18 protein-coding genes are annotated in these 18,455 nt (G+C 69.5%); 11 read left to right on the top strand and 7 right to left on the bottom strand.

What is annotated here, in order from left to right; translation table 11 throughout:
- Positions 1-39 precede the first annotated feature (39 nt).
- Positions 40-198, top strand: coding sequence for a DUF7550 family protein (locus NBT67_RS03990; RefSeq protein ID WP_251343516.1), 159 nt, complete (start codon positions 40-42; stop codon positions 196-198).
- A 60-nt stretch (positions 199-258) separates the two neighbouring features.
- Positions 259-1,131 carry a serine O-acetyltransferase EpsC gene (gene epsC / locus NBT67_RS03995; protein ID WP_251343517.1) on the top strand — a complete coding sequence of 291 codons (873 nt, stop codon included), beginning with the start codon at positions 259-261 and terminating at the stop codon, positions 1,129-1,131.
- Between the two features lie 62 nt (positions 1,132-1,193).
- Here epsC and purL read toward each other — a convergent pair whose 3' ends face one another.
- A complete protein-coding gene (purL, locus tag NBT67_RS04000) occupies positions 1,194-3,317 on the bottom strand; it encodes a phosphoribosylformylglycinamidine synthase subunit PurL (RefSeq protein ID WP_251343518.1) in 2,124 nt (707 codons plus the stop codon).
- A 123-nt stretch (positions 3,318-3,440) separates the two neighbouring features.
- Between purL and NBT67_RS04005 the strand changes: the two genes are divergently transcribed.
- Positions 3,441-4,124, top strand: coding sequence for a PHP domain-containing protein (locus NBT67_RS04005; RefSeq protein WP_251343519.1), 684 nt, complete (start codon positions 3,441-3,443; stop codon positions 4,122-4,124).
- The gene (locus NBT67_RS04010) at positions 4,124-5,212 is read left to right on the top strand and encodes an asparagine synthase C-terminal domain-containing protein (protein WP_251344334.1); all 1,089 of its coding nucleotides are present in this window, start codon (positions 4,124-4,126) and stop codon (positions 5,210-5,212) included. The genes NBT67_RS04005 and NBT67_RS04010 overlap by 1 nt, the downstream gene beginning before the upstream one ends.
- Here NBT67_RS04010 and NBT67_RS04015 read toward each other — a convergent pair.
- Positions 5,209-5,682 (bottom strand): NUDIX hydrolase, encoded by a 474-nt coding sequence (locus tag NBT67_RS04015; RefSeq protein WP_251343520.1) that lies wholly within the window; start codon positions 5,680-5,682, stop codon positions 5,209-5,211. The genes NBT67_RS04010 and NBT67_RS04015 overlap by 4 nt on opposite strands.
- Positions 5,683-5,769: 87 nt before the next feature.
- On the opposite strand from NBT67_RS04015, the gene NBT67_RS04020 reads away from it, so the two are divergent.
- A complete protein-coding gene (locus NBT67_RS04020; RefSeq protein ID WP_251343521.1) occupies positions 5,770-5,916 on the top strand; it encodes a hypothetical protein in 147 nt (48 codons plus the stop codon).
- 19 nt (positions 5,917-5,935) lie between these two features.
- Here NBT67_RS04020 and NBT67_RS04025 read toward each other — a convergent pair whose 3' ends face one another.
- Positions 5,936-6,922 carry a transcription initiation factor IIB gene (locus tag NBT67_RS04025; RefSeq protein WP_251343522.1) on the bottom strand — a complete coding sequence of 329 codons (987 nt, stop codon included), beginning with the start codon at positions 6,920-6,922 and terminating at the stop codon, positions 5,936-5,938.
- Positions 6,923-7,106: 184 nt separating this feature from the next.
- Between NBT67_RS04025 and NBT67_RS04030 the strand changes: the two genes are divergently transcribed.
- Positions 7,107-8,204: a CobW family GTP-binding protein gene (locus NBT67_RS04030; RefSeq protein ID WP_251343523.1), complete on the top strand. Its 1,098-nt coding sequence runs from the start codon at positions 7,107-7,109 to the stop codon at positions 8,202-8,204.
- Here the strand turns inward: NBT67_RS04030 and NBT67_RS04035 are convergent.
- From NBT67_RS04035 to NBT67_RS04045, 3 genes are all read right to left on the bottom strand, one after another.
- Entirely contained in the window at positions 8,201-8,353 is a 153-nt protein-coding gene (locus NBT67_RS04035; protein ID WP_251343524.1) for a hypothetical protein, read from the bottom strand. The genes NBT67_RS04030 and NBT67_RS04035 overlap by 4 nt on opposite strands.
- Before the next feature lie 62 nt (positions 8,354-8,415).
- Positions 8,416-9,573, bottom strand: coding sequence for a glutathione-independent formaldehyde dehydrogenase (locus NBT67_RS04040; protein WP_251344335.1), 1,158 nt, complete (start codon positions 9,571-9,573; stop codon positions 8,416-8,418).
- Between the two features lie 5 nt (positions 9,574-9,578).
- Positions 9,579-10,028, bottom strand: a complete 450-nt coding sequence (locus NBT67_RS04045) for a GlcG/HbpS family heme-binding protein (protein ID WP_251343525.1) — start codon at positions 10,026-10,028, stop codon at positions 9,579-9,581.
- Positions 10,029-10,597: 569 nt separating this feature from the next.
- On the opposite strand from NBT67_RS04045, the gene NBT67_RS04050 reads away from it, so the two are divergent.
- Positions 10,598-12,967, top strand: coding sequence for a xanthine dehydrogenase family protein molybdopterin-binding subunit (locus tag NBT67_RS04050; RefSeq protein ID WP_251343526.1), 2,370 nt, complete (start codon positions 10,598-10,600; stop codon positions 12,965-12,967).
- A 3-nt stretch (positions 12,968-12,970) separates the two neighbouring features.
- Here the strand turns inward: NBT67_RS04050 and trpB are convergent, their stop codons facing one another.
- The gene (gene trpB, locus NBT67_RS04055) at positions 12,971-14,122 is read right to left on the bottom strand and encodes a tryptophan synthase subunit beta (protein ID WP_251343527.1); all 1,152 of its coding nucleotides are present in this window, start codon (positions 14,120-14,122) and stop codon (positions 12,971-12,973) included.
- A gap of 114 nt (positions 14,123-14,236) precedes the next feature.
- Here trpB and gatC point away from each other — a divergent pair, with 114 nt between their 5' ends.
- Genes gatC through NBT67_RS04075 form a run of 4 tightly spaced genes read left to right on the top strand, consistent with a single transcriptional unit; the run spans position 14,237 to position 18,162 of the window.
- Positions 14,237-14,515, top strand: a complete 279-nt coding sequence (gatC, locus tag NBT67_RS04060) for an Asp-tRNA(Asn)/Glu-tRNA(Gln) amidotransferase subunit GatC (protein ID WP_251343528.1) — start codon at positions 14,237-14,239, stop codon at positions 14,513-14,515.
- Complete coding sequence (gene gatA, locus NBT67_RS04065; protein WP_251343529.1) at positions 14,512-15,783, top strand: Asp-tRNA(Asn)/Glu-tRNA(Gln) amidotransferase subunit GatA; 1,272 nt, start codon at positions 14,512-14,514, stop codon at positions 15,781-15,783. Before gatC ends, gatA begins: the two co-directional genes overlap by 4 nt.
- A gap of 46 nt (positions 15,784-15,829) precedes the next feature.
- Positions 15,830-16,510 (top strand): potassium channel family protein, encoded by a 681-nt coding sequence (locus NBT67_RS04070; protein WP_251343530.1) that lies wholly within the window; start codon positions 15,830-15,832, stop codon positions 16,508-16,510.
- On the top strand, positions 16,510-18,162 hold the full coding sequence (locus NBT67_RS04075) for a TrkH family potassium uptake protein (RefSeq protein WP_251343531.1): 1,653 nt from the start codon (positions 16,510-16,512) through the stop codon (positions 18,160-18,162). The genes NBT67_RS04070 and NBT67_RS04075 overlap by 1 nt, the downstream gene beginning before the upstream one ends.
- The last annotated feature ends 293 nt before the right edge of the window (positions 18,163-18,455 follow it).

Consider the following 18,455-nt stretch of genomic DNA (forward strand, 5'->3'; position numbering starts at 1 on the left):
TCAGGTGTCTTTTTGTAACGTGCCGTCCGAGTGGCTCGTATGGACGACCACGCCCACGAGGATCACGACTCGCACAGCGACGACGAGGGGCGCGTCACCTCGCCCATGCAGGAGTTCACGACCGGCCAGGTCGGCGTCGGCTTCGTCGTCCTGCTGGTCGGCCTCGCGGTGACGTTCGGCCTGCCGCTGCTGTTCTGACCGATCGAGCGGTGCGAAGTGGAAGGACTACGTTACTCGACGACAGTACTAGTCACACACATGGGGTACGATTACACCGGCGACGCCGACCGAGAACTCGTCGACGCCTATCGAGCGGACGAATCGCCCTTCCCGACGGACTCCTCGCGGGAGTATCCCCGCCGCGACTTTCTGCGCGACGAGCCGCTCCTCCTCAAACAGCTCCTGTTCCCCCAGTGCTGGAACGCGACGGAACTGCTGGACGATCCGGACGAAACGCGTCGCCGCCTGACCCGGCTCGGGACGTGCATCCACAAAGGCATCACGGCCTACGCGGATCGAGATGGGGATTCCCTGACCGGGGTCGTGGACGAGACGCTCGACCGACTGCCGGAGATCCGAGACACGCTCAAGCGGGACGTCGAGGCCGCGTACAAGGGCGACCCCGCGGCCAGAAGCTACTGTGAGATCATCCGGTCGTATCCCGGGTTTCACGCCACCCTGACCCACCGAGTTGCACACGTCCTCTACGAGGCCGAGCACTTCCAGTACGCACGCGAACTCGCCGAGTACGCGAAAAGCGAGACGGGCATCGACATCCACCCGGGTGCGGAGATCGGCGACTACTTCTTCGTCGATCACGGGACCGGGGTCGTCATCGGCGAGACGGCCACGGTCGGTGACTGGGTCCGGATCTACCAGAACGTGACGCTCGGCGCGCTCCACTTCGAGGAAGAGGAGGGCGAGGAACACATGCTGGCGAAGGGATACAAGCGCCATCCCGACATCGGCGATCACGTCGTCATCGGCGCCGGGAGCAACGTCCTCGGGCCAGTGGAGATCGGCGATCACGTGAGCATCGGCGCGAACTCCTGGGTGACCGACGACGTCCCGGACGACACGAGCGTCTTCATCTCCGATCACCCCGAGCAAGAGCGGAAGCCGAACGGATAGGTGGCGCCGAAACGGGGCCGGAGCCCGGACGACGGGATCACTCGACGGTGGCCCCGCCCGAGTCACTCCAGTTCGCGCTCGATCACGGCCCGCAGGTCGCCGATGTCGGCCGCGTCCCGCATCAGTCGCTCGCCGCCGACCGACAGCGTCAGCCGCGCGTCGGCCGTCGCCGCACCGATATCCCGGACGGGCAGGTCGCCCGCCGCCGCCTCCACCGCGGGCACGTCCGTCGTCTCGACGACCACCCGTCCCGGCGTCTCGTCGAACAGCGCCTCGGCGTCCGCGACGGTGGCCGAGACGCCGACGTCGTCGGTCACCATCTCCGCGAGCGTCACCGCGAGGCCGCCGTGGCTCACGTCGTGGGTCGCGAGCGTCGAGTCGAGGTCGGCGACGGTCGCGAGGGCGTCGACGGTCGACCCGGCGTCGTCGGGCAGGTCGGGGAAGCGGTCGGTCCCGCCAACCTGGGCGAGGTACTCCGACCCACCGAGCGCGCCGCCGCGCGCGCCGACTTCGAGGAGCGTGCCCTCGCCCGTCGCGCCCATCGGCGGCGCGTCGTAGCCGTCGCGAACCCCGATCATCGCCACCGTCGGCGTCGGCGGGATGGGTCCCGCCGCGGAGTCGTTGTACAGCGAGACGTTGCCCCCGACGACCGGCACCGAGAGGTCGCGACACATGTCCGCGAGGCCGTCGACGATGGCGCCGAAGCCGCCGTAGACGTCCGGCTTCTCCGGGTTGCCGCCGTTGAGACAGTCGACCGCGGCGTGGGGGATCGCCCCCTTGGCCGCGAGGTTGGTCGCGTTCTCCAGGGCGACGGCCCGGGCGCCCTCGTAGGGGTTCGCGTCCGTCCACGCCGGAATCGCGCCGGCCGAGAGCGCCAGTCCCGTGCCGGCCTCGCGGATCGCCATCACCGCGGCGTCGTCGCCCGGCCGTCGGGCGGTCCGGGTCCCCACCTCGTGGTCGTACTGCCGGTAGACCCACTCCTTGCTCGCCGTGTTGGGGCTGGCGACGACGGCGTCGAAGGCGTCGGCCGGGTCGACGTCGGGCAGGTCCCGGGGCGCCTCCTCGGGGTCCTCCATCGGCAGGTCGTTCGTCGGCGCGCCGTCGGCGAGGAACTCGGCGGGCACGTCGACGACCGTCTCCCCCTCGAACGTGCAGACGTAGTTGCCGTCGGTCACCTCGCCGATGACCGAACAGCCGAGGTCGTAGCGGTCCGCGATCGCCGCGACCCGGTCGACGTCCTCGGGGCGCACCTCGTAGCACATCCGCTCCTGTGACTCCGCGAGCAGGATCTCCAGGGCCGACATGTTCGGCTCGCGCTGGTGGACGCGGTCGAGTTCGATCTCGGCGCCCAACCCGCCTTTGGCGACGAGTTCGCTGGAGGCGCCGCCGAGGCCCGCGGCGCCCAGGTCGCGGGCCGCCCGGATCAGCCCCTCGTCGATCAGCGCCTCGTTGGCCTCGATCAACAGTTTCTCCGTGTAGGGGTCACCCACCTGGACGGCGGGTCGGTCCTCGGTCTCCGCGTCCTCGCTCAGGTCCTCGCTGGCGAAGGAGGCGCCGCCGAGGCCGTCGCGGCCGGTGGCGTTGCCGACGAGGACGAGTTTGTTGCCCGGCGACTTCGCCTCGGCGGTGACGAGGCGATCCTCGTCCACCAGGCCGACGCAGGCGACGTTGACCAGGGGGTTGCCCTCGTAGTCGTCGTGGAACTCGACGCTGCCGCCGACGGTGGGGACGCCGATGGCGTTGCCGTAGTCGGCGATGCCCTCGACGACCCCCTCGAAGAGGTAGCGGGAGTGTTCGCGGTCGAAACCGCCGAAGTAGAGGGAGTCGGTCAGCGCGATGGGGTAGGCGCCCATCGAGAGGATGTCGCGGACGATGCCGCCGACGCCCGTCGCCGCGCCGTCGTACGGGTCGACGTAGGATGGGTGGTTGTGGCTCTCGATCCCCATGGCGACGTAGGTCTCCTCGCCGTCGGCGGCGTGGGTGGGCAGGGAGACGACCGCGGCGTCGTCGCCCGGGCCGACGACGACCTGTTCCGCCTCGCTGTCGAACGCCGACAGCAGCGGCCGGGACGACCGGTAGGCGCAGTGTTCGCTCCAGAGGTTCTCGAAGAGCGCCGCCTCGGCGGGCGTGGGGTCCCGCCCGAGTTCGGCGGCGACGAGGTCGTGATCCGGGTCGGACAGGCTCATTCACTCCCGTCTTTCGCGCTCCGGAGGTAATGTCTTTCCATGTGTGCCACACCTCGGCCTCCGGCTCCCCGCCGGGGCCGCGGACCGGCGGCCTTTTTACTGCCGGCATCCCACTGTACGACCGTGTTATCGGTCGAGTTGCACACGCACTCGTCGCTCTCCCACGACGGCCGCGATCCGGTCGACCACCTGCTCGAACAGGCGGCGTCGGTCGGTCTGGACGCCCTCGCCGTCACCGATCACGACGAGATCGACGCCAGCCTCGACGCCGTCGAGAAGGCCCCCGACTACGGCCTGATCGGCATCCCGGGGATGGAGATCACCTCCGCCGCCGGCCACGTCCTCGCGTTCGGGATCCGGGACCTGATCCCCGCCGGCCTCCCCTTCGAGGCGACCCTCGACCGCATCCACGAACAGGGCGGCATCGCCGTGATCCCCCACCCCTTCCAGGCGTCCCGCCACGGCGTCGCGCCACACGTCACCGGGCCGGCGCTCGCGAGCGCGGACGCCATCGAGGTGTACAACTCCCGCCTCCTGACCGGGCGAGCCAACCGGAAGGCCGAGCGCTTCGCCGCCACTCACGACCTCCCGATGACCGCCGGGAGCGACGCCCACATCGCCGAGATGGTCGGGCAAGCGATCACCGAGGTCGACGCCGACGAGCGCACGGCCGAGAGCATCCTCGACGCCATCGCGGCCGGTCGAACGAGCGTCGTGGGCCGGCGCACGCCGTGGCGGATCAGCTTCCGGCAGGCCGCCGGCGGGGCGAAACGCCGGCTGATGCGCGCGCTCGGTAACCTGCTGTGATCCGCGGCGCCGACCCCGCGACCGTCCGCCGCGCCCTCGATGCCGGCGATCCGCTCCCCGGCACCGGCGGCTTCGCCGGCCGCCTCGACGGCCGCCTCGTCCGCGACGTCCTCGGCCGCCGACCCCTGTTCGGGACGCCCGCCGACTGGGGGTTCGCGCCCGACGACGTGACCGGCCCCGACTCCTCGCCCGTCCCGGCGGGCCACGTCCGCGAACGCGTCGACGGCCACCTCGTCGACCGCCGCGTCTGGTCGCTCCCCGACCCGCCGACCGAAACGGACGACGACGCGGCCGTCGGGGCCGTCTCCCGGGCCGTCCGCGGGGCCGTCTCGGCCGTCGACGGGAGCGACCTCGCCGTCGCCTTCTCCGGCGGCGTCGACTCCGCCCTCGTCGCCGCCGGCGTCCCCGACGCCCCCTGCTACGTCGCCGGCTTCCCCGACGCCCACGACGTGACCGCCGCGCGGGACGCGGCCGCGGCGATGGATCGCGACCTCCGGGTCGTCGAACTCGACCACGACGCCCTCGAACGCGCCGTCCCCGAGGTGGTCGCGGCGACGGGGCGGACCGACGCCATGACCGTCAGCATCGCCCTCCCGCTCTATCTCGTCGCCGAGCGCGCCGCCGCGGACGGCTTCGACCGCCTCGCCGTCGGACAGGGCGCCGACGAACTGTTCGGCGGGTACGCGAAGGTCGTCGATCCGGGGAACGACGACCGGGTCGCGGCCACGACGGTCCGCGGCGCGACCCGCGAGGTGATCCGGTCGCTCCCCGACCAGTTGGAGCGCGACACCCTGACCCTCCGGGCCGCGGGCGTCGCGCCCGTGACGCCGCTCCTGACCGACCGGGTCGTCGCGTCGGCGCTCCCCCTGCCCGGCCGCCTCCTCGCGACGCCCGACGAGCGAAAGGTGGCGCTCCGGCGGGCGGCCGCGGGCTGGCTCCCCGACTCCGTCGTCGCCACCGACAAGAAGGCCGTCCAGTACGGGAGCCTCGTCTCGCGCGAACTCGACCGTCTCGCCCGGCAGGCCGGATTCAAGCGACGGATGGACCGCCACGTCGACCGGTACGTCGAGTCGCTGGTCGGCGGCTAGGCGTCCGCCGCCGCGGCCACCTCGATGGCCTCCAGTCCCAGTTCCCGCACGTCCGGGTCGACGTCCGCCGTCCGGAGGTCCGCGGGGTCGTACCACGCCCACGCCTCGGGGCCGGGTTCGTCCGGGTCGGGGTCGATGTCCCGCGATCCGGCTGTCGCGTAGTAGACGTGATCGACGTGCTGGTGGCCCACCTCGCCGTCACAGACGTTCACGTCCGCCAGCATCAGGTGTCGCGGCCGGGGGATGGCCCGTGCCGTCGGCGAGGAGACGTCGGCGGTGTCGGCCAGCAGCGTCGGATCGAGCCCCGTCTCCTCGCGGGCCTCGCGGAGCGCCGCCTCGTGGGGGAGTTCCCCCCGGTCGACGTGGCCGCCGGGCGGCAGTCGCAGGCCCAGGCCCGGATGTTCGTGAAGCGCCGTCGCCCCGTCCGCGACCAGATAGATCGACGCGGTGAAATGTCGGGTCGTCTCCATGGGGGTGACAGGATCGGGCGACGTATCGTCCTTCCGACCGCGTAGCTTTTTCACAGATGACACGGATACTCCCGTCAGGTGCCCTCCATGAGTCACGTCAGCATCAAGGACGACCGCCTGAACCGCACCGTCCCCGTCGAATCGACGATAGGCACTATCGAGATCGACCTGTCCGGCGAGGAGAACACCGTCGTGTTGCCGGCGGACGCATCGGTGACGGTCGAGTACCGGTGACGCACCGCGCGAAAGGAGCCTACGGGACCTGAATCTGCTCCTCGGCTTCGAGCAGTTCGTGGTATCGGTTGCGGATGGTGACCTCGCTGATGTTGGCCACCTCGCTGACCTCGCTCTGGGTCACCTTCTCGTTGGTGAGGAGCGCGGCGGCGTAGATGGCGGCGGCCGCGAGGCCTACCGGGCTCTTGCCGCTGTGGACGCCCTGCTCTTTCGCCGTCTTCAGCAGGTCGCGGGCGCGGCGCTCGGACTCGTCCGAGAGGTCGAGTTCGGAGGCGAATCGGGGGACGTACTGCTCGGGATCGGCCGGCTGGATCTCGAGGCCGAGTTCCCGGACCACGTAGCGGTACGTGCGGGCGATTTCGTCCTTGTCGACGCGGGAGACGGTGGCGATTTCGTCGAGGGAGCGGGGGGTGCCGGCCTGTCGGGCGGCGGCGTAGAGGGCGCTGGTGGCGACGCCCTCGATGGAGCGGCCGGGCAGCAGGTCGTCCGAGAGGGCGCGCCGGTAGATGACCGAGGCGGTCTCGCGGACGTTCTCGGGGAGGCCCAGCGCCGAGGCCATGCGGTCGATCTCGCCGAGGGCCTGCTTGAGGTTGCGCTCCTTGGAGTCGCGGGTGCGGAACCGCTCGTTCCAGGTGCGCAGGCGCTGCATCTTCTCGCGCTGGCGCGAGGAGAGGGTCTTCCCGTAGGCGTCCTTGTCCTGCCAGCCGATGTTCGTCGACAGCCCCTTGTCGTGCATCATCTGGGTCGTCGGTGCGCCGACCCGGGATTTCTGGTCTTTCTCCTTGGAGTCGAAGGCGCGCCACTCGGGGCCGTGGTCGATCTCGTCCTCCTCGACCACGAGCCCGCAGTCCGCACACACCGTCTCCCCGTGTTCCGTGTCCGTGGCGAGCTGGCCGCCACACTCCGGACAGCGCAGCTGTTCGCTGTCGTCGGTACTCTCCGTCTCGTCCTCGCTTTCGCGCGCGCGTGCGCGTTCGGTCGTGTAACCGCGTACGCTATCGGTCATTGGTTGTTATCGTGAGCAAAACGGCTCTATACAGACAGTTCCGAGCGAAGATATTTAAACCTGACGGACTTTGGACTACGTTCGATACCTGTCGAGAGTCAATTCGCCGACCGCCGATCCGACGGTGCGCGGGACGCGACGGGACTGCGGGGGTTGATGACGGTCGGTCACGTGGACGCGAACGATGGCAGACACGACGGAGATTCCGACGACGGTGGTCAGCGGCCCGCTCGGGGCCGGGAAGACGACGCTGGTCAACCGCCTCCTGCACGATCCGGGGGACAGACGCATCGCCGTCGTCGTCAACGACATGGGCGAGGTGAACGTCGACGCCGAACTGCTGGAGAGCGAGGCCGACGACGGGGTGATCGATCTCTCGAACGGGTGTATCTGCTGTCGCCTCGGCGACGACCTCGTGACCGAGGTGACTCGGCTGGCCGAGGAACGGTCGTTCGATCACCTCGTGATCGAGGCCTCGGGCATCAGCGAACCCATCCCCATCGCCCGGACGCTGACGACGGGGACCGACGAGGCCGGACCACCGGCGGGGATCCGCCTCGACACCACCGTCTCGGTGATCGACGCCTACGGGTTCTGGAAGGCGTTCGATCCCGCCGAGTCGCTCCCCGACGCGGCGCCGTCCCCCGAGCGCCCGCTGACGGAGGTGCTCGTCGACCAGATCGAGTTCTGTGACGTGCTCCTGTTGAACAAATGCGACATGGTTCCGGACGACGAACTCGACGCGGTCGAGGCGTCGATCCGCGAACTCCAGCCCCGGGCGGCGATCCACCGAACGACCTACTCCGAGGTCGATCCGGGCACCGTCCTCGGGACGGGCCTGTTCGACTTCGAGGACGCCCGGCGCCAGCAGGGCTGGAAGCGGGCGCTCGCCGCGGCCGAGGAGGACCGGCACGACCACGCGGATCGGCCCGCGGCCGCCGCCCACGGGGTCGAGTCGTTCGTCTACCGCCGGGAGCGACCGTTCGACGCCGAACGATTCGACGCCTGGCTCGACGACTGGGAGGGCGACGTGGTCCGCCTGAAGGGGTTCGCGTGGGTCGCCAGCCGTCCCGAAACCGTGCTCGGTGTGAGTCAGGCCGGACCGGCCGTCCAGGCCGGCCCTATCGGCGAGTGGGGCGATGACGACCCGACGACGCGGCTCGTCATCATCGGCCGTCACCTCGATGCCGACGCCGTCACGGCCGCCTTGGACGACTGTCTGGCCGAGGATGCGGAGACGGCGGGATCGCCCGGGGCCGACCCGTTCCCCCGCGAGGCCTAGATGCCCACGTCCTCGCGGAGGTCGTCCCAGGAGTCGTGGAAGCCGTAGGTCGACTGTGAGCTTCCACCGCTCACCGACTGGTAGGTCTCGTCGTAGGACAGGAGTTGCGTCCAGCCGTCGTGGTAGCGATAACTACAGTACTGACACATGAGTGGGGATATTCGCGGCGTCGTGTTAGCTCTGTCGTCGAAAAAATCGGAGCGCCGTCGCCCTACGGCTCCAGCAGGACCTTCGTCACGCCCTCCTCGCGGTTGTCGAAGGCCTCGTACATCTCCGGCGCTTCTTCGAGGTCGACGCGGTGCGAGACGACCCAACTGGGGTCGGCACGGCCCGAGACGATCATATCGCGGAGTTCGCGGTTGTAGGACTTGACGTTACACTGGCCGGTGCCGAGCGCCTGTCCCTTCTCGAAGAGGAGACCGAAGTCGATGCCGAGACGGCCCTGTGCGGCCATGTCGTCGGGCGCGCCGGGGTCCTCCGGGACGTAGAGCCCGGGGATGCCGAGCTCGCCCGTCGGCTTGACCGTTCTGATCAGGTTGTTGATGACGACCGCCGGATTCTCGCGGGCCGGGTCGTACGCGGAGTCGGCCTCCTTCTCGGGGTCGACGGCCTGGTAGCCGACCGCGTCGACGCCCTTGTCGACGCCGCCGCCGTGGAGGTCCTTGATCTGCTCGACCGGGTCGCCCTCCTCGAAGTTGATCGGCGTCGCGTCGCAGTGCTCCGCGGCGAGATCGAGGCGGCTCGGCACGCGGTCGACGACGTAGATGTCGGACGCGCCCTTGAGCTTCGCGCTGTAGGCGGCCATCAGGCCGACCGGACCGGCGCCGTAGACGGCCACCGAGTCGCCGGCCTCGAGGTTGGCGAGTTCGGTGCCGTGCCAGCCCGTCGGGAAGATGTCCGCGAGGAGCGCGAACGAGTCCTCGTGTTCGTCGCCCTCGGGCAGTTTCAGCGCGTTGAAGTCGGCGTAGGGGATGCGGAGCTTCTCGGCCTGCCCGCCCTTGTACGGCCCCATGGCGACGTAGCCGTACGCGCCGCCGGCGAAGCCGGGGTTGACGTTCGTACAGAAGCCGGTGTACCCCTTCTCGCAGTTCTCACAGTGCCCGCAGGCGACGTTGAAGGGGGCGACCACCCGGTCGCCGACCTCGAGGCTCGACACGGCCTCGCCGACCTCGCTGACGATGCCCATGTTCTCGTGCCCGAAGACGATACCCGGCTCCGCGGCCGTCCGCCCCTCGTACATGTGGAGGTCGGACCCGCAGATACACGTCGTCGTGATGTCGATGACGACGTCGTTGGGGTGTTCGATCTCCGGTTCGTCGACCTCTTCGACTGCGACTTCGTGTGGTCCCTTGTAGACCACGGCGTTCATTGACATCAGTGACTCACCTCGGACCGTTGCCCGCCGTCCCGGATCGCTTCCCACTCCTCGACGCCCGCCTGCGCGACGTCCATGTCCTGTTCGACCGCACCGCCGGAGACGCCGAACGCGCCGACCACGTCCCCCTCCTCGTCGAACAGCGGATACCCCCCGCCGAAGATGACCATACGACCCTCGTCGGTCGACTGGAGTCCGTACAGGGAGTTGCCGGGTTCGGAGGGTTCGGCGAGTTCGTGGGTCGGCATATCGAGCGCGGCCGACGTGTACGCTTTGTTCCGCGAGATGGAGACCGAGGCCAGCCAGGCGTCGTCCATCCGGTGCTGTGCGATGAGGTTCCCCTCGGAGTTCGCCACCGTGATAACCATCGGGTTGTCGATCTCTTCGGCTCGCTCTTCGGCCGCATCGATCAATTCTGTCGCCGTGTCAAGAGGGATGGAGTGTACCATCGGGCCGATAGTTTCGGAGACAGTCGGATAAACATTTGCCTTTACATTCTCGATTCTCTCGACACGCCTAGTCGACATCGGTTTCGTCGAGCGTGGATGGCGAAAGAATCGAATTTGAGGCTCATCATCCCACTGAGTCGGCGTTCGTCGTCTCAAGGGTCGGCAAATCGGAACGCGTTCGTGCCGAGAAGCGAGTAACTGAAACTACTTACTAATTGTGTGAGCGAAATCCGTGGACTTACGTCCGCTACGCCCGTTTTAGGCAGACCTAAACAAACTGCATAGAAGTTGTCTTTCCACAGCACGTGATCGGCGGTGGCGGTGGACGGTGCGCCGGCGACCCGGGGCGTTCGGGCCGGAACGGACCGTTCGACGCTCCGTCGGCACCGCCACCGTACCAGTGCGTCGAGCGGGGAGGATGTAACGTCTCGAAGTTACGAATTCGCGAACCGTCGGCGCACGTGACGGACGCGACGAATCGTTTTTGGTTGCGTTTCTCCAACGGGAGAGCGGAATCGATGCGCCACAGTCTTTCGGAGTATCCGACGGGCGGGAGAGTGAACTGACCGATGGCCTTCGAAACGGTCGACGCCGACGACGTGGACCCGGCCGAGCTGCTCGGCTCCGCGGTGCAGCGTCGGGAGGACCCACACCTCCTCACCGGCGACGCGGAGTACACCGACGACCTCGGGTATCCCGACGAGACACACCTCGCCTTGCTCGGGAGCCAGTACGGAAACGCCACCGTCGAGTCCGTCGACACGAGCGAGGCGGCGGCGATGGACGGCGTCCTCGCCGTCCTCACGTGGTCGGACATCGACGCCTCGGACGCGCCGGGGTACGTCCGAACCGACGACCCCGAAGGTGGCTCGACCGAGTCGGACGCCGAGACGGGCGCGACGTCGCCGGACCAGCCCCTGCTGGCCGACGGCCGGGTCGTGTATCAGGGGCAGCCGGTCGCCGCCGTCGTCGCCGAGGACCGCTACCGCGCCCACGACGCGCTCGACGGCATCGACGTGACCTACGACCGCCACGACGCGGTGGTCGATCCCCGAGAGGCGACGGCCGAGGACGCGCCGACGGTCCACGACGACGCGCCGGGGAACGTCGCGTTCACGTGGGAGACGGGCGACGAGGCGGCCGCCGACGCGGCGCTCGACGCCGCGGACAACGTGGTCGAACTGGACCTCGAAATCAACCGAGTGATCCCGACCGCGATGGAACCGCGAGCCGCGGTGGCGCGGTACCGACCGTCCGACGACGCCCTCGACGTCGCGCTCTCGACGCAGAAACCCCACGGGATGCAGGGCGACCTCTCGTCCACCCTCGGCGTCCCCGACCACCGCATCCGGGTTCGCGCCCCGGACGTGGGCGGCGGCTTCGGCGCCAAACTCTTCCCGTACACCGGCTACCTGCTCGCCGGGTGGTGTGCCATGCACGTCGAGCGGCCGGTGAAGTGGGTCGCGCCCCGCACCGAGGACTTCCTGTCGATGATCCACGCCCGTAACCACCTCGTCCACGCCGAGGCGGGGGTCGATGACGACGGCCGACTGCGGGGGTTCCGCGCCGAGACGACGGCTCCGGTCGGCGGCTTCCTCGTCCCCGCCGGCTCCGGCGTCCCGACCAACCTCGGGCTGATGGCCAACGGGCAGTACGACGTGCCTGGCGCCTACGTCCACACGACGGGCGTGTTCACCAACACGGCGCCGCTCTCGGCCTACCGCGGCGCCGGCCGCCCGGAGGCAACCTACTTCATCGAGCGACTCGTCCACGAGGCGGCGCGGAGACTCGACTTGGACCCCGTGGCCATCCGCCGTCGGAACTTCATCCCCGTCGACGCCTTCCCCTTCGAGACCGGCCTGGGGCGCACCTACGACTCCGGGGACTACGACGCGACGCTCACGCGCGCCCTGGAGACCGTCGGCTACGAGGACGTCCGGGAGCGACAGGCCGCGGCCCGCGAGGAGGGTCGGTATCTCGGCATCGGCCTGTCGTGTTACGTCGAGGCCTGTGGTAACGCCCCCGGGATGTACGAGAACGGTGCGGTCCACGTCAAACCCTCCGGCCGGGTGATCGTCAAAACCGGGACCGCCGAAATCGGGACGGGCCACCACACCGGCTACGCTCAGATCGTCGCGCACGAACTGGGCGTCCCGGCCGCCGACGTGGCGGTGCGCGAAGGCGACACGGCAGACATCGACGAGGGCAACGGCACCGGTGGGAGTCGCGCGATGGCCGTCGGGGGAAGCGCGATCAAGCGAAGCGCCGAGAAGGTGGTCGAGAAGGCCCGCCGGATAGCGAGCCACCGCCTCGAAGTCGCCGACGCGGACCTCAGGTTCGAGGACGGCGACTTCTTCGTCGCCGGCGCACCGGAGCGGTCGATGAGCTTTCGGGAGGTCGCGAGCGTCGCCTACGAGGGCGTCGACGCCCTCCCCGAGGGGATGGAACCGGGACTCGACGAGACGACGTTTTTCGACCCCTCGAACTACACCTTCCCGTTCGGCACCCACGTCGCCGTCGTGGAAGTGGAGCCATCGACCGGCGAAATCGACATCGAGCGGTACGTCGCCGTCGACGACGTTGGCGAGCAGATCAACCCCAAGATCGTCGAGGGACAGATCCACGGCGGCGTCGCCCAGGGCGTCGGCCAGGCGCTTCAGGAGGAGGCCGTCTACGACGACAACGGCAACCTGTTGACCGGGTCCCTGCAGGATTACGCGATGCCGAAGGCGGCTGACGTGCCGGAGATCGAGTGGGACTCGACGGTGACGCCGTGTCCGCACAACCCGCTGGGGGTGAAAGGCGTCGGCGAGGCGGGCGCCATCGCCGCCCCGCCGGCCGTCGTCAACGCCGTCCACGACGCCCTCGACCCACTCGACGTCGGCACCATCGACATGCCGCTGACCGCCGAGCGCGTCTGGTCGGCTGTCGGGAAGTGAGCCCTACAGGTCGAAGTGCGCCGCCGCCGTCTCCATGTCCTTGTCCCCGCGCCCCGAGAGGTTCACGAGGATGCTGTCGTGGTCGCCCGCCTCGGCCAACTCGATGGCGAGCGCCACGCCGTGGCTCGATTCGAGCGCCGGGATGATCCCCTCCGTCTCCGAGAGTTCGCGGAAGGCCGCGAGCGCCTCGTCGTCGGTGACGGCGGTGTACTCGGCGCGACCGACGGCCCGGAACATGGCGTGTTCGGGGCCGACGCCCGGATAGTCCAGCCCCGCGGAGACGGAGTGAACCTCGGTGTCCTCGTCGATCACCCGGGTCTTCATCCCGTGGATCACCTCGTCCTCGCCGTCGGCGAGCGGGGCGGCGTGGCGGCCGGACCCCTCGCCCTCGCCGCCCCCTTCGGCGCCGTAGAAGGCGACGTCGTCGTCGCGGAAGGCGTGAAAGAGGCCGATGGCGTTCGACCCGCCGCCGACGCAGGCGACCGCCGCGTCGGGCAGGGAGCCGATCCGGTCGAGGGCCTGCTGGCGCGCCTCCTCGCCGATGACCGACTGGAAGTCACGCACCATGCGCGGGAACGGGTCGGGACCGACGACGCTCCCGACGAGGTAGTGGGTGTCCTCGATGTTCGCGGCCATGTCCTCCAGGGCGGCGTCGACGGCGTCGGCGAGGCCCGCCCCGCCGCGGGTCACCTCGTTGACCGTCGCCCCCATCAGCCGCATCCGGAAGACGTTCATCTTCTGACGCTCGACGTCCTTCGTCCCCATGTAGATCTCGGTGTCGAGGTCGAGGAGGGCGCCGGCCATCGCCGTCGCCGTGCCGTGCTGTCCCGCGCCGGTCTCGGCGATCAGTCGCTCCTTGCCCGCTCGCTTCGCGAGGAGCGCCTGCCCGAGCGTGTTGTTGATCTTGTGGGCGCCGCCGTGGAGGAGGTCCTCCCGCTTCAGGTAGATGTCGGCGCCGTACCGCTCGCTGAGGTTGCGGGCGTGGTACAGCGGCGTCGGACGCCCGGCGAACGTCTCCAGCAGGTCGCGCAGGTCCGACTGGAACGCCTCGGTGCCCGCCACCTCGTCGTACGCGTTCGCGAGGTGTTCGAGGGGCTCTTCCAGCGCGTCGGGGACGTGACGGCCGCCGTAGCCGTCGAAGGTACCGTCTGCCATGGGGACTGGATGCTCGCCGGGGACACATAAACGCTACTGGCCGTCGCCGGTCGGCAGCGGATCCGGGGCGGGTGGACCGAAACCCTTAGTGCCGGGCCGGAAGTCCCCACACACATGAGCGAGACGCCCGTCGATCCCGAGGAGGTCCGTCACGTGGCGGATCTGGCCCGGATCGACTTGGACGAGGACGAGGTGGACCGCTTCGCCGTGCAGTTCGCCGACATCCTCTCCTACTTCGACGCGCTGGACGACGTGCCCGAGGTGGACGCCGAGGCCGACCTGGTGAACGTCATGCGCGCCGACGAGGTGCGCGAGGGGCTCTCCCAGGAGGAGGCGCTGCAGAACGCCCCGGAGACGGAGGACGGCTACTTCAAGGGGCCGAACGTCTCATGAGCGTCGACGCGTTCATCACGGAGACGACCATCGAGGGCGCGGACGACGGCCCGCTCTCGGGGCGCACCGTCGCCGTCAAGGACAACATCTCGACGGAGGGCGTCCGGACTACCTGTGGCTCCGAGATGCTCGCGGAGTACGTCCCGCCGTACGACGCGACGGTGGTCGAGCGCTTGAAGGCGGCCGGTACGACGGTCGTCGGCAAGACCAACATGGACGAGTTCGGAATGGGGACGACCACCGAGACGTCGGCGTTCGGCCCGACGAAGAACCCGGTCGACGAGTCCCGGGTGCCCGGCGGGTCCTCCGGCGGCAGCGCCGCGGCCGTCGCCGCCGGCGAGGCGGACGTCGCCCTCGGCAGCGACACCGGCGGCTCCATCCGCTGTCCCGCCGCCTTCTGTGGCGTCGTCGGCATCAAGCCCACCTACGGGCTGGTCTCGCGGTACGGCCTCGTCGCCTACGCCAACTCGCTGGAACAGATCGGGCCGCTGGCGCCCACCGTCGAGGCGGCCGCCGAACTCCTCGAGGTCATCGCTGGCCCCGACGAGCGCGACGCGACGACCCGCGAGGAGGGGGCCGACGCCGACTACGCGAGCGCCGCCGACGGCGACGTCGAGGGGCTCTCGATCGGCGTCCCGACCGAACTGATCGAGGGCGCCGACGACCGCGTCGTCGAGCAGTTCCGCGCCGCGCTCGACGACCTAGAGGCACGGGGTGCGGAGACCCACGAGGTGAGCCTCCCGTCGGTCGAACGCGCCGTCCAGGCCTACTACGTCATCGCCATGTCCGAGGCGTCCTCGAACCTCGCGCGGTTCGACGGGGTGCGCTACGGCCCCGACGCCGACGTCGAGGGCAACTGGAACGAGTCGTTCGCCCGGGTCCGCGAGGAGGGGTTCGGCGACGAGGTGAAACGGCGGATCCTGCTCGGCACGTACGCCCTCTCCGCCGGCTACCACGACAAGTACTACGCGAAGGCCCAGGACGCCCGCGCGTGGCTGAAGCGGGACTTCGACGAGGCGCTCGCCGAGGCCGACGTGCTGGCGTCGCCGACGATGCCCGTCCTCCCCTTCGAACTCGGCGAGAGCCTCGACGACCCGCTCCAGATGTACCTCGCCGACGCCAACACGGTGCCCGTCAACCTCGCGAACCTCCCCGCCATCTCCGTCCCCGCCGGCCGGGCCGACGGCCTCCCCGTCGGCCTGCAGTTGATCGGACCGACGTTCGGCGAGCGGGACATCATCCGGGCCGCGAGCGCCGTCGAGAACTGACCGCGGACGGTACTTTTTCGGCGTCACCCCTCGCAGCCCTCCACGAATGTACATCGTCATCGTCGGCGCGGGCGACATCGGAACCCCACTGATCGAAGTCGCGACGAAGGGGGGCAACGAGGTGGTCGTCGTCGAACGTGACGAGGAGCGGGCCGAACGTGCCGCAGCCTACGACTGTCTGGTCATCAACGACGACGCGACGGTGAAGGAGACGCTCGAAGACGCCGGCGCCGACCGGGCCGACGCACTCATCTCGACGACGGATCGCGACGCCGTCAACGTCATGGTCTGTCTGCTCAGCCAGGAACTCGAGGTGCCGAACGTCGTCTCCGTCGTCCACGACCCGGATCACATGAGCCTCTTCGAGCGGATCGGCGTCAACACGATGCAGAACCCCCAGCGCCTCATCGCCGAGTACCTCTACCGGGCCGTGGAGCGCCCCTCCATCGTCGATTACATGCGCGTCGGCGAGCGGGCGGAGGTGGTCGAAATCGACGTGACGGACGACGCACCAATCGTCGGCACCACCATCGCCGAGGCGGTCGACTCGGGCATCCTCGCCGAGGACGCGTTCGTCGTCGCCATCGAACGCGAGGGGTCGGACGGACCCGTCGTCCCGCGGGGGTCGACGACGATCCACGCGGGCGACCGAGTCACCGTCTACGCCGCCGACGGGGCGACCGGGGCCGTCACCGAGGCGTTCGGCGGCGAGGGCGAGTCGGACTGATGCCCCGCCGTCGAACGGTCGCCGGCGTCCCGGCCGACCTCGCGACCATCGCCCGGGACGTGGGGTCGCTGCTCGCCATGCAGGGCGGCCTCATGGCGCTCTCGGTGACCGTGGCGGTCCTCGCCCGCGAACCGTACGCGGCGGCCGCGTTCCTGCTCGCGGCCGCGCTGACCGCCGCCGTCGGCCTCGGGACCCGACGGCGGTTCGCCGAGGCCCCGGAGCCCCGAATGAAACACGGGATGGTCGTGGCGGCGGCGGGGTGGTTCGCGACGGCGACCTTCGGCGCTCTCCCGTTCCTCCTCACCGCCCACCTGACTCCGCCGGCCGTCGCCGCGGGGTTCGTCCCCGCGGGCGCCGACTACGCCGCCTCCAGCCTCGGAGTGTTCCGCAACCCTCTCCACGCCCTCTTCGAGAGCATGAGCGGGTGGACCGGTAGCGGACTGACGATGGCCCCCCACGAGCCCTCGTTGCCGCGGGCGATCCAGTGGTGGCGGTCGCTCATCCAGTACGTCGGCGGCGTGGGCGTCATCGTCCTGACCGTCTCCATCCTCTCGCGGCCAGGGAGCGGAAGCTACGCCCTCTATCGCAGCGAAACCCGGGAGGAGCGCATCCACCCGAGCGTCGTCTCGACGGTGCGAACGGTCTGGAAGATCTTCCTCCTCTACACCCTGCTCTCGGTCGTCGTGCTCTTTCTCGCCATCCGCGCCAGCGAGTACGGCTCGACTCTCCCGCTCCGACAGGCCGGCTGGCAGGCCCTCAATCACGCCATGACGGCGCTTTCGACGGGCGGGTTCAGCGTCACCGACAACTCGGTCGCCACCTACGGCTCGCCGCTCATCGAGACGGTGTTGCTGCCGGTGATGACCCTCGGTGCCATCGCCTTCCCGGTTCACTACGGCGTCCTCGCGAACCGCAACCCGAGGCGGCTCCTGACCGACCTCCAGACCCGGTGGCTGTTCGTCCTCCTGCTGGTCGGTGCGCTCGCACTGTCGGCACAGAACCTCCTCACCCTGCCCGCCGGGGCGTTCTCGGGCAGCGCGAGCGACGCCGGCCTCCCGTTCCTCGGCCTCTCGGCGGCCGGCACCGACGCCGTCCGGGACTCGACGTTCCAGTTCGTCAGCGCCCTCACGTGTACGGGGTTCCAGTCCGCGCCGATCCGGGAGTGGGCGGCGGGCGGGAAACTCCTGTTGGCCGGCGCGATGACCCTCGGGGGCGCCGCCGGGTCGACCGTCGGAGGCCTGAAAATCGTCCGGGGGTACACCATCGTCCGCGGCATCGAGTGGCAGTTCTCGCGCGTCTTCCTGCCCGCCAACGCCGTCGTCAACGCCCGCATCGACGGCCGCCTGTTGGATCGCGAGACCATGGAACGCGAGTTCAGCGAGGCGGCCATCGTCTCCCTGCTCTGGCTCATCCTCCTGGCCGCGAGCAGCCTCCTCCTCGTGAACCTCGCCGGACCGGAGTTCACCTACGCCGACGCCCTCTTCGAGGTGGCGAGCGCGCAGGGGAACGTCGGCCTCTCGACGGGCATCACCGGCCCCACGATGTCGCCACTCGCGAAAGGCGCCTTCGTCCTCAACATGTGGATCGGCCGACTGGAGATCATCCCCGTCCTCGTGTTCGTCCGGTCGGCGCTCTACGGCCTCGACCCGTAGCGAACGCAGAGTCACACGCGATAGGGCACCCGATCCGACGGGCGACGCGTTCCCCCCGGAGCCGCGTCGTGTCCAGCACCGACCGCGAAAGGGCGGGTCGGTGTCGGATCGGAATGCCCACCCGGAACCCGACCCTCGATTCACATAACGTTACGGCCTGAATTCTCAGTACTGATACTTCAAAATCGGACGACGGCAGGCCAACTATCGGATATTATTTCCGGATATTGAGTGTCGCTCGCCGTCGCCGCCGACGCCCGGATCGGTCCTCCGGGGCGACGCGGCCGGGGTCG

It is taken from the genome of Haloplanus sp. GDY1 (assembly GCF_023703775.1).
In the GTDB taxonomy this organism is placed as follows: Archaea; Halobacteriota; Halobacteria; order Halobacteriales; family Haloferacaceae; genus Haloplanus; species Haloplanus halophilus.